General features: G+C 71.4%; 14 protein-coding genes and 1 tRNA gene. 8 read left to right on the top strand and 7 right to left on the bottom strand.

Annotated elements, in window-relative coordinates:
- Nucleotides 1–228 precede the first annotated feature (228 nt).
- Together B1H29_RS12465 and B1H29_RS12460 are read left to right on the top strand one after the other, a co-directional pair.
- On the top strand, nt 229–2,055 hold the full coding sequence (locus B1H29_RS12465) for a tetratricopeptide repeat protein (protein ID WP_199832333.1): 1,827 nt from the start codon (nt 229–231) through the stop codon (nt 2,053–2,055).
- A gap of 310 nt (nt 2,056–2,365) precedes the next feature.
- Nucleotides 2,366–2,439 (top strand) — tRNA-Met (locus B1H29_RS12460).
- A 175-nt stretch (nt 2,440–2,614) separates the two neighbouring features.
- Here the strand turns inward: B1H29_RS12460 and B1H29_RS12455 are convergent.
- The gene (locus B1H29_RS12455) at nt 2,615–3,031 is read right to left on the bottom strand and encodes a Fur family transcriptional regulator (protein WP_055417946.1); all 417 of its coding nucleotides are present in this window, start codon (nt 3,029–3,031) and stop codon (nt 2,615–2,617) included.
- 144 nt (nt 3,032–3,175) lie between these two features.
- Between B1H29_RS12455 and B1H29_RS12450 the strand changes: the two genes are divergently transcribed.
- Nucleotides 3,176–4,627 (top strand): catalase, encoded by a 1,452-nt coding sequence (locus B1H29_RS12450; protein WP_055417945.1) that lies wholly within the window; start codon nt 3,176–3,178, stop codon nt 4,625–4,627.
- Nucleotides 4,628–4,801: 174 nt separating this feature from the next.
- Here B1H29_RS12450 and B1H29_RS12445 read toward each other — a convergent pair whose 3' ends face one another.
- Together B1H29_RS12445 and hisN are read right to left on the bottom strand one after the other, a co-directional pair.
- Nucleotides 4,802–5,209 (bottom strand): CBS domain-containing protein, encoded by a 408-nt coding sequence (locus B1H29_RS12445; protein ID WP_055417944.1) that lies wholly within the window; start codon nt 5,207–5,209, stop codon nt 4,802–4,804.
- A 142-nt stretch (nt 5,210–5,351) separates the two neighbouring features.
- Nucleotides 5,352–6,152, bottom strand: coding sequence for a histidinol-phosphatase (gene hisN, locus B1H29_RS12440; RefSeq protein ID WP_055417943.1), 801 nt, complete (start codon nt 6,150–6,152; stop codon nt 5,352–5,354).
- Nucleotides 6,153–6,682: 530 nt separating this feature from the next.
- On the opposite strand from hisN, the gene B1H29_RS12435 reads away from it, so the two are divergent.
- Nucleotides 6,683–7,300 (top strand): TetR/AcrR family transcriptional regulator, encoded by a 618-nt coding sequence (locus B1H29_RS12435; protein WP_199832332.1) that lies wholly within the window; start codon nt 6,683–6,685, stop codon nt 7,298–7,300.
- A gap of 11 nt (nt 7,301–7,311) precedes the next feature.
- Here the strand turns inward: B1H29_RS12435 and B1H29_RS12430 are convergent, their stop codons facing one another.
- The 4 genes from B1H29_RS12430 to B1H29_RS12415 form a co-directional block, all read right to left on the bottom strand.
- The gene (locus B1H29_RS12430; RefSeq protein ID WP_055417941.1) at nt 7,312–7,635 is read right to left on the bottom strand and encodes a DMT family transporter; all 324 of its coding nucleotides are present in this window, start codon (nt 7,633–7,635) and stop codon (nt 7,312–7,314) included.
- A 147-nt stretch (nt 7,636–7,782) separates the two neighbouring features.
- Nucleotides 7,783–8,796: a ribosome small subunit-dependent GTPase A gene (gene rsgA, locus B1H29_RS12425; protein WP_055417940.1), complete on the bottom strand. Its 1,014-nt coding sequence runs from the start codon at nt 8,794–8,796 to the stop codon at nt 7,783–7,785.
- A 12-nt stretch (nt 8,797–8,808) separates the two neighbouring features.
- Nucleotides 8,809–10,125, bottom strand: coding sequence for a 3-phosphoshikimate 1-carboxyvinyltransferase (aroA, locus tag B1H29_RS12420; RefSeq protein WP_055417939.1), 1,317 nt, complete (start codon nt 10,123–10,125; stop codon nt 8,809–8,811).
- A 138-nt stretch (nt 10,126–10,263) separates the two neighbouring features.
- A complete protein-coding gene (locus tag B1H29_RS12415) occupies nt 10,264–10,986 on the bottom strand; it encodes a M50 family metallopeptidase (protein WP_055417938.1) in 723 nt (240 codons plus the stop codon).
- A gap of 103 nt (nt 10,987–11,089) precedes the next feature.
- Between B1H29_RS12415 and B1H29_RS12410 the strand changes: the two genes are divergently transcribed.
- The 4 genes from B1H29_RS12410 (at nt 11,090) to rsrA (ending at nt 13,872) form a co-directional block, all read left to right on the top strand.
- Nucleotides 11,090–11,905, top strand: coding sequence for an SOS response-associated peptidase (locus B1H29_RS12410; RefSeq protein WP_055417937.1), 816 nt, complete (start codon nt 11,090–11,092; stop codon nt 11,903–11,905).
- A 22-nt stretch (nt 11,906–11,927) separates the two neighbouring features.
- The gene (locus B1H29_RS12405; RefSeq protein ID WP_055417936.1) at nt 11,928–12,563 is read left to right on the top strand and encodes an alpha/beta hydrolase family protein; all 636 of its coding nucleotides are present in this window, start codon (nt 11,928–11,930) and stop codon (nt 12,561–12,563) included.
- Between the two features lie 317 nt (nt 12,564–12,880).
- Nucleotides 12,881–13,564 (top strand): RNA polymerase sigma factor SigR, encoded by a 684-nt coding sequence (gene sigR / locus B1H29_RS12400; RefSeq protein WP_003973756.1) that lies wholly within the window; start codon nt 12,881–12,883, stop codon nt 13,562–13,564.
- The gene (gene rsrA / locus B1H29_RS12395; protein WP_055417935.1) at nt 13,561–13,872 is read left to right on the top strand and encodes a mycothiol system anti-sigma-R factor; all 312 of its coding nucleotides are present in this window, start codon (nt 13,561–13,563) and stop codon (nt 13,870–13,872) included. The genes sigR and rsrA overlap by 4 nt, the downstream gene beginning before the upstream one ends.
- The last annotated feature ends 52 nt before the right edge of the window (nt 13,873–13,924 follow it).

Raw genomic sequence — 13,924 nt, 5'->3', positions numbered from 1 at the left:
GAAGTCGTCAGCTACGTGCGAGCGACCATGAAGGCCCGGATTCCCAAGGGAATCCGGGCCTTTGTGATGTGCGAACGCATGTACCGGTGAGATCTACGGCCGCGCCGCCACTGGGAGTTGGGGAGATCTGTGTTTGACTTGTCTCCCTGTGGGCATGTCGACAAAACGCTGAAGTGACCTCACTGGCTGCGGTATACCGGATGTACCCAGGTTGCAGGTGGTGCGACGATGGACGTTATGGGGGACATGGCAAATCTGTTCGGGACAGGGCGTTTTGCGCAGCCGTCCGGTCAGGAGGAAGCCGCGGACGAGGCCCAGGAGGCCGCCGACGAGGCCGCCGAGGAAGTGCGCCTGCGGCTTGCCGTCGACGCCGGCGACGTCGAGGCGATGAGCGTCCTCGGTGCGATGCTGCTGCGCCGCGGCGACTTCGACGGAGCCGAGTCCCACCTGCGTGCCGCCACCGCAGCCGGTGACCGGGCCGCAGCCAACAACCTGGGCGTCCTGCTGCACCATCGGGGATACGCCGACGAGGCCGCCGGATGGTGGCGGATCGCCGCCGTCGCCGGGTCCGCGGCGGCCGCCCACGCGCTGGGGCGGCACTTCCGCGAGCGCGGCGACGAGCCCGCCGCCGGGTACTGGCTGTGCCAGTCCGCCGAACAGGGCCACGTGCTGGGCGCCTATGCGCTCGCCGACCTGCTGGAGCACCGCGGTGACGACGCCGGCGCCGAGCGGTGGATGCGGGCCGCGGCCGACCGAGGGCACCGGGAGGCCGCGTACCGGCTGGCACGGACGCTGGACCGGCGCGCCGGGCGGGACCGTGACGGCGACGGCAATGCGACCGCCCCCGCGGCCGAGGAGGCCGAGCAGTGGTACCGGCAGGCCGCCGCACGCGGTCACCGGCGGGCCGCACTGCACCTCGGGACGATCCTGGAGAAGCGGGGCGAGCTCAAGGAGGCCGGCCGCTGGTACCTGACCTCCGCCAAGGACGGCGAGGCCCGCGCGGCCTGCGCGCTCGGCTTCCTGCTGCGCGACGCCGGGGACACGGAGAGCGCCGCCGTGTGGTGGCTGCGGGCCGCCCAGGACGGCGACGGCAACGCGGCCAACGCACTGGGCGCGCTGCATGCCGAGCGCGGCGAGACCCAGACCGCCGAACGCTGGTACCGGGCCGCGATGGACGCCGGGGACGACAACGGGGCGTACAACCTCGGGCTGCTCTGCGCCGAACAGGGCCGCACCACCCAGGCCGAGCAGTGGTACCGCCGGGCCGCCTACGCCGGTCACCGGGAGGCCTCCAACGCGCTGGCCATCCTGCTGCTGCGCGGCGGGGACGAGACCGGTGCCGAGCCCTGGTTCTCCAAGGCCGCCGAGGCGGGCAGCGTCGACGCCGCCTTCAACCTCGGGATCCTGCACGCGGGACGGGGCGAGGACCGGACGGCGCTGCGCTGGTACGAGCGGGCCGCCGCCGCAGGGCACACCGAGGCGGCGCTGCAGGTGGGGATGGCGCGCCTGCGCGACGGGGACGAGCGGGAGGCCGAGCGGTTCCTGCGGTGTGCGGCGGGGGGCGGCAGCGCGGAGGCCGCCTACCGGCTGGCGGCGGTGCTCGACGCGCGCCGGCCGCCCGCGCCCGCGCACGAGCTCGGGGAGACGGCACAGGAGAAGTCCGAGTGCGAGGAGTGGTACGAGCGGGCGGCCTCCCAGGGGCACCGGCGGGCGCAGGTGCGGGTCGGGATGCTGGCCGCGGCGCGGGGCGAGGTGGTGGAGGCGGCCCGGTGGTACCGGGAGGCGGCCGAGGCCGGGTCCCGCAACGGCGCGTTCAACCTGGGGTTGCTGCTCGCCCGGGAGGGGAGCGATCCGGAGGCCGTCGTGTGGTGGCGCCGGGCGGCCGACGCCGGGCACGGGCGGGCGGCGCTGCGGCTCGCGCTGGTCTGTGCGCGGCGGGGGGAGCTGGCCGAGGGGCAGCGGTGGGCGGACCGGGCGGTGTCGCTGGGGCCGCGGGAAGTGGGGGAGCGGGCGGCTCGGTTGCGGGATGCCTTGCGGCAGGAGCTGTCGGCGTGACGCCTGCCGCGCGACTTGTGTCGCGTGAGGCGTCGCTGTGAGGCGTCGCTGTGAGGCGTGACGCCGGGCTCGGCTCGGGCGCTCCTTGAAGGCACCGACGTGGTCGCTGGGCGGGTGAGGCGCGTGGGCCGGTGCCGCGCGGGTGCGCCCCCCTCGGGGGGTGCCTCCAGCGGCGCCCTCCGTGCCGCCCCTGGCGGTACCTGCCGCGCCGTTCACGCGCTGCGGGGAGGCGCGACTGCCCGCAGTGAGGGGGCGGGCGGGAAGTGATTTGCTTCTGGTTGTGGGGTTGACGTAATGTTCCATTCATCGACGCGGGGTGGAGCAGCTCGGTAGCTCGCTGGGCTCATAACCCAGAGGTCGCAGGTTCAAATCCTGTCCCCGCTACTGAAGGCCGAGGGCCGGAATCCGAAAGGGTTCCGGCCCTCGGTGCGTTCACCAGGGCTACTCGGTTTCCCCACTGCCCCACTGCCCCCCGGCCTCAACGGCCCACTGCCCCAACGGCCCACGCCGAAAGCCCCGGCACCTGTCGGTGCCGGGGCTCTCGTGTGAGCGGAAGGGCTTACGCCGCCGCGCAGTTCGGGCAGGTGCCGCGGTACGTCACCTCGACGTCCGAGACGGTGAAGCCGAAGCGCTCCGAGTCTGGGAGGTCGGCCAGCGGGTTGCCGATCGGGTGGACGTCGCGGATCGCGCCGCACCGGGCGCAGACCAGGTGGTGGTGCGGCTGGTGCGCGTTCGGGTCATAGCGCTTGGCGCGCTTGTCCGTCGCGACTTCCAGCACCTCACCGAGCGATACGAGCTCGCCCAGGGTGTTGTAGACGGTCGCCCGGGAAATCTCGGGGAGCTTGTCCACTGCCCTGGCATGCACCTCGTCGGCCGTCAGGTGGACGTGTTCGCCGTCGAGGACCTCGGCCACGACGCGCCTTTGCGCGGTCATGCGCCAGCCGCGTCCACGCAGCCGTTCCAGTAGGTCACTCATACAGACCAGCCTAACAGCAAGGGGGACCAGGTCCCGAACGTGTGTGACTTTGGAGGCTTACTTGACTTAGACATTGTCCATTGTAGGATCGGTAGTGGCATTAGCCAAGGGACAGGTTTTGCAGGATTGGCGCAGGAGGCGTACGTGACTCAGGGACCGCTCACTACAGAGACCGGTGCTCCGGTAGCCGACAACCAGAACAGTGAGACCGCGGGCGTCGGCGGCCCCGTGCTCGTGCAGGACCAGCTTCTGCTGGAGAAGCTGGCCCACTTCAACCGTGAGCGCATTCCGGAGCGTGTCGTGCACGCCCGCGGCGCCGGCGCCTACGGCACCTTCACGGTCACCGCCGATGTCACCAAGTACACGCGGGCCAAGTTCCTCTCCGAGGTCGGCAAGCAGACGGAGACCTTCCTCCGCTTCTCGACCGTGGCGGGCAACCTGGGCGCGGCGGACGCCGTCCGCGACCCGCGCGGCTTCGCGCTGAAGTTCTACACCGAAGAGGGCAACTACGACCTCGTCGGCAACAACACCCCGGTGTTCTTCATCAAGGACGCCATCAAGTTCCCCGACTTCATCCACACCCAGAAGCGCGACCCCTACACGGGCTCGACGGAGATGGACAACGTCTGGGACTTCTGGAGCCTGTCGCCCGAGTCCACGCACCAGGTGACCTGGCTGTTCGGTGACCGCGGCATCCCGGCGTCGTACCGCCACATGGACGGCTTCGGTTCGCACACCTACCAGTGGAACAACGAGGCCGGCGAGGCATTCTGGGTCAAGTACCACTTCAAGACCGACCAGGGCATCAAGACCCTCACGCAGGCCGAGGCCGACAAGCTCGCCGGTGAGGACCCCGACTCCCACCAGCGCGACCTGCGTCAGGCCATCGAGCGTGGGGAGTTCCCGTCCTGGACCGTCGGCGTGCAGATCATGCCCGTCGCCGAGGCCGCGAAGTACCGCTTCAACCCGTTCGACCTGACCAAGGTGTGGCCGCACGCGGACTACCCGGTCATCGAATTCGGCAAGCTGGAGCTCAACCGCAACCCGGAGAACGTCTTCGCCGAGGTCGAGCAGTCGATCTTCTCCCCGGCGCACTTCGTGCCCGGCATCGGTCCGTCCCCGGACAAGATGCTCCAGGGCCGTCTGTTCGCCTACGGCGACGCCCACCGCTACCGCGTCGGCATCAACGCCGACCACCTGCCGGTGAACCGCCCGCACGCCACCGAGGCGCGCACCAACTCCCGTGACGGCTACCTGTACGACGGCCGCCACAAGGGTGCGAAGAACTACGAGCCGAACAGCTTCGGCGGCCCGTTCCAGACGGACAAGGCACTGTGGCAGCCGGTCGCGGTCTCCGGCGTCACCGGCGAGACCGAGGCCCCGTCGCACGCCGAGGACAACGACTTCGTCCAGGCGGGCAACCTCTACCGGCTGATGACGGACGAGGAGAAGGAGCGGCTGATCAACAACCTGGCCGGTGCCCTCTCCGGAGTCTCGCGCGACGACATCATCGAGCGTGCGGTCAACAACTTCCGTCAGGCCGACGGCGACTTCGGCAAGCGGCTGGAGGCCGCGGTCCAGGCCCTGCGCGGCTGACGTCCAGCACTGGACCGCTTGTCGTAGCGGCGGGCCGGATCCCCGGGTACGGGGGTCCGGCCCGTTCGTCGTGCAGGCGGCAGTGCCGCCGCGAGTGTCACCGGGGTGCCACCGGGGGTGCCATCGGGTCTGTCGCCGGAAGTGCCGTCGAACGTGACGCCTGGCGCGCCGCCGTCAGGCGATCACCGCCGGTGCCTGTGGCCGCGAGCGCTCCGGTGCCCAGCAGCGGATGATGTCGCGGACCGAGACGATGCCCGCGGGCTCGTCGTGGTCGAGGACGATGAGGTGGCGGAAGCCGCCGTGCGCCATCGCCCCGGCCGCCTCCTCCACGGTCCAGGACGGCGCGGCGAACACGACGTCGGTAGTGGTGTGGGCGTGGGCCCGTTCGGTGTCCGGGTCCTGGCCCAGGCCCAGGGAGACGAGCACGTCGCGTTCGGTGAGAATGCCGATGCCGCCGGCGTCGGGGTCGTACACCACGGCCGCGCCGACGCGACGCGCGGACATCAGGGCGGCGGCCTGGCGGAGGGTGTGGGCGGGACCGATGGTGAGGACGACCGTGCTCATGACTTCGCGGACGAGCATGGGTGGAGCCACCTCCTGCCGGTGATCCATGAGTTAGTTCATGGATTCACAAGTTCACAAGTGGGGGGACTCTCAGAGTGGCAGGCAAAGCACAGGTCAACAAGAGGGCGGAGGGAGCGTGCGACGGGCGCCAGGAGGGCGCTCAGTAGCGCTGGTTGAGATACCCGAGCAACTCGTCGTGGAGCCGGCCGTTCGACGCCGCCGCGTTACCGCTGTTCGGGCCCGGGCGGCCGTCGAGGCCGGTGAAGGTGCCGCCGGCCTCCGTGACGATGATCGAGTTCGCGGCCATGTCCCAGAGGGAGAGCTCGGGTTCGGCGCAGATGTCGACCGATCCCTCGGCGACCATCATGTACGGCCAGAAGTCGCCGTACGCGCGCGTGCGCCACACCTCACGGGTCAGGTCGAGGAAGCCGTCCAGCCGGCCCTGCTCCTCCCAGCCGCTGAGCGAGGAGTACGCGAAGGAGGCGTCGGAGAGCGCGGAGACCTGGGAGACCCGCAGCCGGGAGGCCGAGGTCAGGCTGCGGCCGGTGAACGCGCCGTGGTCCTTCACCGCCCACCAGCGGCGGCCGAGGGCCGGGGCGGAGGCGAGGCCGACGACGGGCTGGTAGCCGCCCTCGCCCGCCTCCATGAGCGCGATGAGGGTGGCCCAGACGGGGACGCCGCGGACGTAGTTCTTGGTGCCGTCGATCGGGTCGATGATCCAGCGGCGGGGGCCGGTGCCCTCGACGCCGTACTCCTCGCCGAGGACCGCGTCGCGGGGGCGGGCGCGGGCGAGGTGGCCGCGGATGAGTTCCTCGGCGGCCTTGTCCGCCTCGCTCACCGGGGTCATGTCCGGCTTGGTCTCGACCTTCAGATCGAGGGCCTTGAAGCGTTCCATCGTCGCGGCGTCGGCGGCGTCCGCGAGGACGTGGGCGAGGCGGAGGTCGTCGAGGTAGTCGGGCATGCGGTCACGGTATCTGCCGGGGGTGGGGCGGGGCTACCAGGGTTTGGCGGGGTGGAGCGGAATCCGGGGGCGGATGGTGGTGACGGGCGGGTGTGCGGCCCGGTGTTGGCGGGGCGCGGGTCCGTCGGTGCCGAGCGGGGGTGGCTCTCGCGGCCTGGCGTGGCGGGGGCGCCCCCGGCTCTCGGCTCAGCTCGAGCCGGTGCCCCGTCGCCCGCCCGTGCCGCCCCGGCGGCGCGACTGCCCACGGATGTGGCGGCGGTTGTGTGCGGTGGTGGCGTGCGGGTGTCCGCGGTTGTGGCGGCGGTTGTGTGCGGTGGTGGCGTGCGGGTGTCCGCGGTTGTGGCGGCGGTTGTGTGCGGTGGTGGCGTGCGGGTGTCCGCGGTTGTGGCGGCGGTTGTGTGCGGTGGTGGCGTGCGGGTGTCCGCGGTTGTGGCGGCGATTGCCCGCGGCGGTATACGGCGCGAGGGCTCTTGACAGTGCCCCCATACCCGTCAAATCTGGGCACCAAGTCGCTCGGCCCGAGGGAGGCGATGGTGCCTGCAGCCCGGGAGTCCCTGCTCGATGCCGCCTACACGGCGTTGGCGCGCCGGCCGTGGTCCGCTGTGCGGATGGTGGACGTGGCGGCGGCGGCCGGGGTGTCCCGGCAGACGCTGTACAACGAGTTCGGCAGCAAGGAGGGCCTCGCCCGGGCGCTCGTCCGCAGGGAGGCGGACGGGTATCTGGCCGGCGTGGAGCGTGCGCTTGCCGGTGGGTGCGGCGATCCTCGGGAACGGCTCACCGCCACCGCCGAGTGGACCACGTCCGCCGCCCGCGAGAACGCGCTGGTGCGGGCCATGCTCACGGGCTGCTGGAGCGAGCGGCTGCCCTCCCCGACCCTGATGGCGGTGCCGTCCTCCTCCGCCGTGCCTGCCCAGCGCCGGGCCGACGGCCCGCTGCCCTCGCCCGGAGATCTCGTCGCCCTCGTGCGCGACCGGGCCGTGGCCGTCCTGAACGGAGCCGGCACGCTCGCGCGCCCGAACGCTCCCGAACTGGCCCGCTCCTGTGAACTGGCCGTGCGGCTGGCGCTGTCCTGCGTCGCGGCGCCGCCCGCCGAGGGCGGGGTGGCGGAGCTCGTACGCACCGCCCTGCCGCGCCAGTTGACGGCCTAGCGGCTCACGCGTCAGTGCGCCGAGCCGGACAACTGGAGTCCGATCACGCCGATGATGACGAGGCTGATCGAGACGATCTTCAGGGTCGACACCAGGTCGCCGAGGAAGACCATGCCGTAGATGGCGGTGCCCGCCGCGCCGATTCCGGTCCACACCGCGTACGCCGGACCGACGTCGAGCTTCTTCAGGGACATCGTCAGCAGGCCGAAACTGCCCAGCGCGAAGACACAGAAGGCAACGGTGGGCCAGAGCCGGGTGAAGCCGTGCGACAGCTTCAGGCAGACGGCGAAGCCGGTTTCGAGCACCCCGGCCACTATGACCAGCAGCCACGCCATGTCTTGTCCTCCCGTAGTCCGTACCGTGACCGCTGCGTCGCCTTGCCGTCGTTACCCGGTCGCTTCGCCCGGCTTTGCTCGGGCTTGGTTCCGGCTTGGTGCGATTATGCACTTGCCGGTACCGCGGCACGGCAAACAACGCGAAGGTCAGTCGCCTTCCTTGCGTTCCCGCGTCGACAGCAGCCGGCGCAGCGAGTACAGCCGCGCCGGGTCGGCGTGTCCCTCGGCGACCCAGGTGTCCAGAGCGCAGTCGGGTTCGTCATGGCTGCACGCGCGCGGGCAGCCCTCCGTGCCGGGCACCAGGTCGGGGAAGGCGTTGATCACCCGGAACGGGTCGATGTGCGCCAGCCCGAACGACCGTACGCCCGGGGTGTCGACGACCCAGCCGCCCGCCTTCGAGGACAGCGGCAGGGCGAGCGCCGAGGTCGTCGTGTGCCGGCCGCGTCCCGTCACCGCGTTGACGTGCCCCGTCACCCGGCGGCGGTCCCAGGGCACCAGTGTGTTGACGAGGGTCGTCTTGCCGACGCCGGAGTGGCCGACGAAGGCCGTGATCTTGCCGTCCAGATGTTCCCGCACGAGGTCGGCCGCGGCGCCGTTCTCCAGCCCCTCGCGGCTGGTGACGACGTAGGGAATGTCCAACGCGCCGTACAGCTCCAGGAGTTCGTCAGGCGGCGCGAGGTCCGACTTGGTCATGACCAGCAGCGGGGTCAGGCCGCCGTCGAACGCCGCGACCAGGCAGCGGTCGATCAGGCGGGGGCGCGGCTCGGGGTCGGCGAGTGCGGTGACGATGGCGAGCTGGTCGGCGTTGGCGACGACCACGCGCTCGTAGGGGTCGTCGTCGTCCGCCGTGCGGCGCAGGACGGAGGTGCGTTCCTCGATGCGGACGATGCGCGCGAGCGTGTCCTTCTTGCCGGTGAGGTCGCCGACCAGCGCCACCCGGTCACCGACGATCGCGGCCTTGCGGCCGAGTTCCCGTGCCTTCATCGCCATGACGACCCGGTCCTCGACGAGACAGGTCAGCCGGCCCCGGTCCACGGTGAGGACCAGGCCCTCGGCGGCGTCCTCGTGCTTGGGCCGGGTGTGGGTGCGCGGCCGGTTGCCCTTGCGGTTGGGGCGGGAGCGGATGTCGTCCTCGTCGGTGTGCTTGCCGTAGCGGCGCATGGCGATCCGTCCCTACGCCCCGAGCATCCCGGTCCACAGGTCGGGGAATTCGGGCAGGGTCTTGGCGGTCGTCGCCACGTTCTCGATCTCCACGCCCTCGACTCCGAGACCGATGATCGCGCCGGCGGTGGCCATGCGGTGGTCCTCGTAGGTGTGGAAGACCCCGCCGTGCAGGGGGCGCGGGCGGATGTGCAGGCCGTCGGCGGTCTCGGTGACGTCGCCGCCGAGTTCGTTGATCTCCTTGGTGAGCGCGGCCAGGCGGTCCGTCTCGTGCAGGCGCAGGTGTGCCACCCCGCGCAGGGTCGACGGGGAGTCCGCGAGGGCGGCGACGGCCGCGATGCCCGGCGTCAGCTCGCCGACCTCGCCGAGGTCGACGTCGATGCCGTGCACGGCACCCGATCCGGTGAAGACGAGTCCGTAGTCGGTCAGTTCGCAGGAACCACCCATCTCGGTGAAGATCTCGCGGAGCCGGTCACCGGGCTGGGTGGTGCGGGACGGCCAGTCGGGAACGACGACCTTGCCGCCGGTCACCAGCGCCGCCGCCAGGAAGGGCTGGGCGTTGGACAGGTCCGGCTCGACCGTCAGGTCGCGGCCGAGCAGCGCGCCCGGCGTGACCCGCCACACGTTCGGCTCGCCGCCGGACTCCGGGGTGTCGACCTGGGCGCCGACCGAGCGCAGCATGTCGACGGTCATACGGATGTGCGGCACGGACGGCAGCGCCGAGCCGGTGTGGCGGACCTCTACGCCCTGGTTGAAGCGCGGCCCGGACAGCAGCAGGGCACTGACGAACTGCGAGGACGACGACGCGTCGATCTCGACCGGGCCGCCCTCCAGGGCGCCGCCGCCGTGCACGGTCATCGGAAGGGCGCCGCGCCCGTCGTCGTCGACGCGGGCGCCCAGGGCGCGGAGGGCGTCGATGACGCCGTGCAGCGGACGCTCGTACGAGCGCGGGTCGCCGTCGAAGCGGATGGCGCCGTCGGCGAGCGTGGCGACCGGTGGCAGGAAGCGCATGACCGTGCCGGCGTTGCCGACGTCGACCGTGGCCGGGCCGCGCAGGCCGGCCGGGATGACCCGCCAGAACTCACCGGTGCCGTCCGGGCCCACGCCCTCCTCGATCTCGACGCCCATCGCGCGCAGGGCACCGGCCATCAGCAGGGTGTCGCGCGAGCGCAGCGGGCGGCGCAGCCAGCCGGGCTCGGAAGCGAGGGCGGCCAGTACCAGGGCGCGGTTGGTGACCGACTTGGACCCGGGCACGTGGACGGTCGCGTCGACGGCTCCGCTCGCGAGCGGGGCGGGCCAGAGGGCGGTGTGCGCGGGTTTCACGGTCATGGCCCCCACTTTAATGGCTGAGGACGATCGGAGATCTTGATCAAAAGCGGCGAAACCTGACCGAAAGCGTGACAGTGCAAAGCGAGTGTGCAATTGCCGCGCATATATGCGGAAGCCTGGGGGCGGGACGCCGCCGGTTCACAACTCCAGCAACCAGCGCCCCCCGCCGATCAGCGAGCACAGCGACACCGCGTGGAACAGGAAGAACCACACCCCCGCCGGCGCGTGGGTGAGGCGGGCCAACTGGTCCGCGTCCGAGTCCCCGGCGCCGCCCCGCGCCCGCTTGGCCTGCAGTTCGAACGCCGGCCGCACCCCGCCGAGCAGCAGGAACCACACCACCGCGTACGCGAACGCCGCCTGCACCTGCGGCCCGGCCAGCCAGGACACCAGGACGAACGTGGCGCCGGTGAGCACCACCGTCAGCACCCCGTACGCGTTGCGCACCATCACCAGCAGGGCGACGAGCAGCGCCGTCGCCAGCCACAGCAGCAGCGTGATGCGCCCCGAGGCCAGCAGTGCGGCGCCGCCCAGGCCGAGCAGCGGAGGAGCGGTGTAACCGGAGACCGCCGTCATGATCATCCCGAGCCCGTGCGGCTTGCCGCGGCTGACGGTCAGGCCGCTGGTGTCCGAGTGGAGGGTGATGCCGGTCAGCGTGCGCCCGGTGAGCAGAGCCACGAGCCCGTGGCCGCCCTCGTGGGCGATGGTGATCGCGTTGCGCGCTATCCGCCACAGCCCGCGCGGTACGACGACGGCGAGCGCGGCGACCAGGGTCGCGATCACCACCCACAGGTCGGGATCGGTCTGGGTGCCGGAGACCTCGTCCCAGAGGGAGGTGAGCGAGGCCGTTGCGAGGTGGTCCATGTTCGGTGAGGGCTCCTCGTATGCGCGAATCGACGGGTGTGGCGCGCAGCGCCTGTCCGAAGGTGGTGGTCGGGAGGCGGGCGGGCCTGGCAGTGTGGCACGTATGTGCGGACGGTATGCGGCGAGTCGTGGACCCGAGGATCTCGCGGGAATCTTCGAGATCGAGAAGTGGGAGCCGGAGGAGACCCTGGAGCCCGACTACAACGTGGCTCCCACCAAGGAGGTCTACGCCGTCCTGGACCGTCCCCTGAAAGACGTCGAGGACCCGAAGCCGGTTCGTCAGCTCCGCAAGCTCAAATGGGGGCTCGTCCCCTCCTGGTCCAAGACGCCCGAGGGCGGCGCCCGGATGATCAACGCGCGCGCGGAGACCGTCCACGAGAAGCCGTCCTACCGCCGCGCCTTCGCCACCCGGCGCTGCATCCTTCCCGCCGACGGCTACTACGAGTGGGTCACCGGCAAGCAGGAGCGCGACCTGGAGGTCGAGGGGCGCAAGAAGCGGCCGCGCAAGCAGCCGTACTTCGTGACCCCGGCCGACGGGTCCGTGTTCGCCATGGCGGGGCTGTACGAGTTCTGGCGGGACCGGACGCTGCCGGACGACCACCCGCGATCCTGGTGGGTGACGTGCTCGGTGATCACCACCGAGGCGGAGACCACGCCGCTCGCCGTCGCCCCGGCCGACGGGCCGCACGCCCTGGCCGACATCCACCCGCGGATGCCGCTGATGCTGACACCGGACCGGTGGGACGACTGGCTCGACCCCGCGCGCACCGACCCGGACGAGCTGACCTCCCTGCTGGCGCCCCCGCCCGCCGGGCTGATGCGGGCGTTCCCCGTCTCCACGGCCGTGAGCAGCGTCCGCAACAACGGCCCGGAGCTGCTGAAGGAGCTGGAGGGGCCGGAAGAGGGCACACTCTTCTGATGTGACGGATGCGACAACGGATGTGACAGAGGTCGTCGAGACGGACGCGGGCCCCGCCCGCGTCACCTGGCACCCGGCCGAGAAGCCCCGCCTCGTCCTCGCCGTGAGCCACGGCGCGGGCGGCGGCATCGAGGCGCGTGACCTGCGGGCGCTGGCGGCCGCCCTGCCCGCGCACGGCGTCAGTGTCGCCCTCGTGGAGCAGCCCTGGCGGGTGGCCGGCAAGAAACTGGCACCGGCGCCCAAGACCCTGGACGCCGGCTGGCGGGGCATCTGGCCCGCGGTCGCCGCGCCGGGACTGCCGGTGGTCTCGGGCGGCCGCAGCGCCGGCGCCCGCGTCGCCTGCCGCACCGCCACCGAACTGGGCGCCCACGCCGTCCTCGCCCTGAGCTTCCCGCTGCACCCACCGGGCAAGCCGGAGAAGTCCCGCGCCGACGAACTGCTCGCGGCCGGCGTGCCCACCCTCGTCGTCCAGGGCGGCAACGACCCCTTCGGCAGGCCGGAGGAGTTCCCCGAGGCCCCGGGGAAGACGTACGAGCTCCTCGAGGTGCCGTACGGCGACCACGGATTCGCCGTGCCCAAACGGGCCGCGATCACACAGGAACGGGCCCTGGAACTGATCACCGAGGGTGTCGCGGAGTGGGTCGGCTCACTCGGGTGAACGCCCGGGAATGACCGGAGTGCGCCCACTGTTGTGGCGGACATACGCTGCTGAGAATCAGCACCGACGCCGTAGGAGAGGAAGTCCGCCGCATGGGTTCAGCCTTCTGCCCCAGTCGTGGCCGCGCCGACTTGGACTGGACGGTGCTGCACGCGGCGAAGACCGCCCCCATTCGGGCGGCGGGCGGACCGGATCGGCAAGCGTCCCCGACCGCGGGACAAGCGTCCCCGACCGTAGGACAAGCGCCCCCGACCGTAGGTCGTCTATCCTCCGATTCGAGTGGGACCGGTCTCGGTCTCACGACGACACTGGAGGAGGTGGGTCCGGTCACTGGGACCGACGCAGGGACCGAACACGGCCAGGCGGAGCAGCCCGAGGGCCGGGGCACGGGCGCGGAGTCGACCGCGGAGCGCAGCGCGCGCTTCGAGCGGGACGCGCTCGAGTTCCTCGACCAGATGTACTCGGCCGCGCTGCGCATGACGCGTAATCCGGCCGATGCCGAGGACCTGGTGCAGGAGACCTACGCCAAGGCGTACGCGTCCTTCCACCAGTTCCGCGAGGGCACCAACCTCAAGGCGTGGCTGTACCGCATCCTCACCAACACCTTCATCAACTCGTACCGCAAGAAGCAGCGCGAGCCCCAGCGCAGCGCGGCGGAGGAGATCGAGGACTGGCAGCTCGCGCGCGCCGAGTCGCACATGTCGACGGGTCTGCGCTCCGCGGAGTCGCAGGCGCTCGACCACCTGCCCGACTCGGACGTGAAGCAGGCGCTCCAGGCGATCCCCGAGGAGTTCCGCATCGCCGTTTATCTGGCGGACGTCGAAGGCTTTGCCTACAAGGAGATCGCCGACATCATGGGGACACCCATCGGTACGGTGATGTCCCGGCTGCACCGTGGACGCCGTCAGCTACGCGGCATGCTGGAGGACTACGCCCGCGACCGCGGGTTGGTCCCGGCCGGCGCCGGAGAGTCGAACGAAGCGAAAGGCTCGGGGTCATGAGCTGCGGAGAGCCGCACGAGACGGATTGCAGCGAAATCCTCGATCATCTCTACGAGTTCCTCGACAAAGAGATGCCGGACTCGGACTGCGTGAAGTTCGAGCACCACTTCGAGGAGTGCTCGCCCTGCCTGGAGAAGTACGGGCTGGAGCAAGCCGTGAAGAAGCTGGTCAAGCGGTGCTGCGGACACGACGACGTGCCGGGTGACCTGCGTTCCAAGGTGATGGGCCGGATCGACCTCATCCGCTCGGGGCAGTCGGTGCCCGAGCACGACGTCACGGCCGCGCCGCCGACTCCGCAGGAGTCCTGAGCCGCTGCCGGCCGGTCTCCCGACCGGGTCGGCACGCGACGCCTCACGCACC

This window comes from Streptomyces pactum, from assembly GCF_002005225.1.
GTDB lineage: Bacteria > Actinomycetota > Actinomycetes > Streptomycetales > Streptomycetaceae > Streptomyces > Streptomyces pactum_A.
This window is presented reverse-complemented; position numbering and strand designations above follow the sequence as displayed.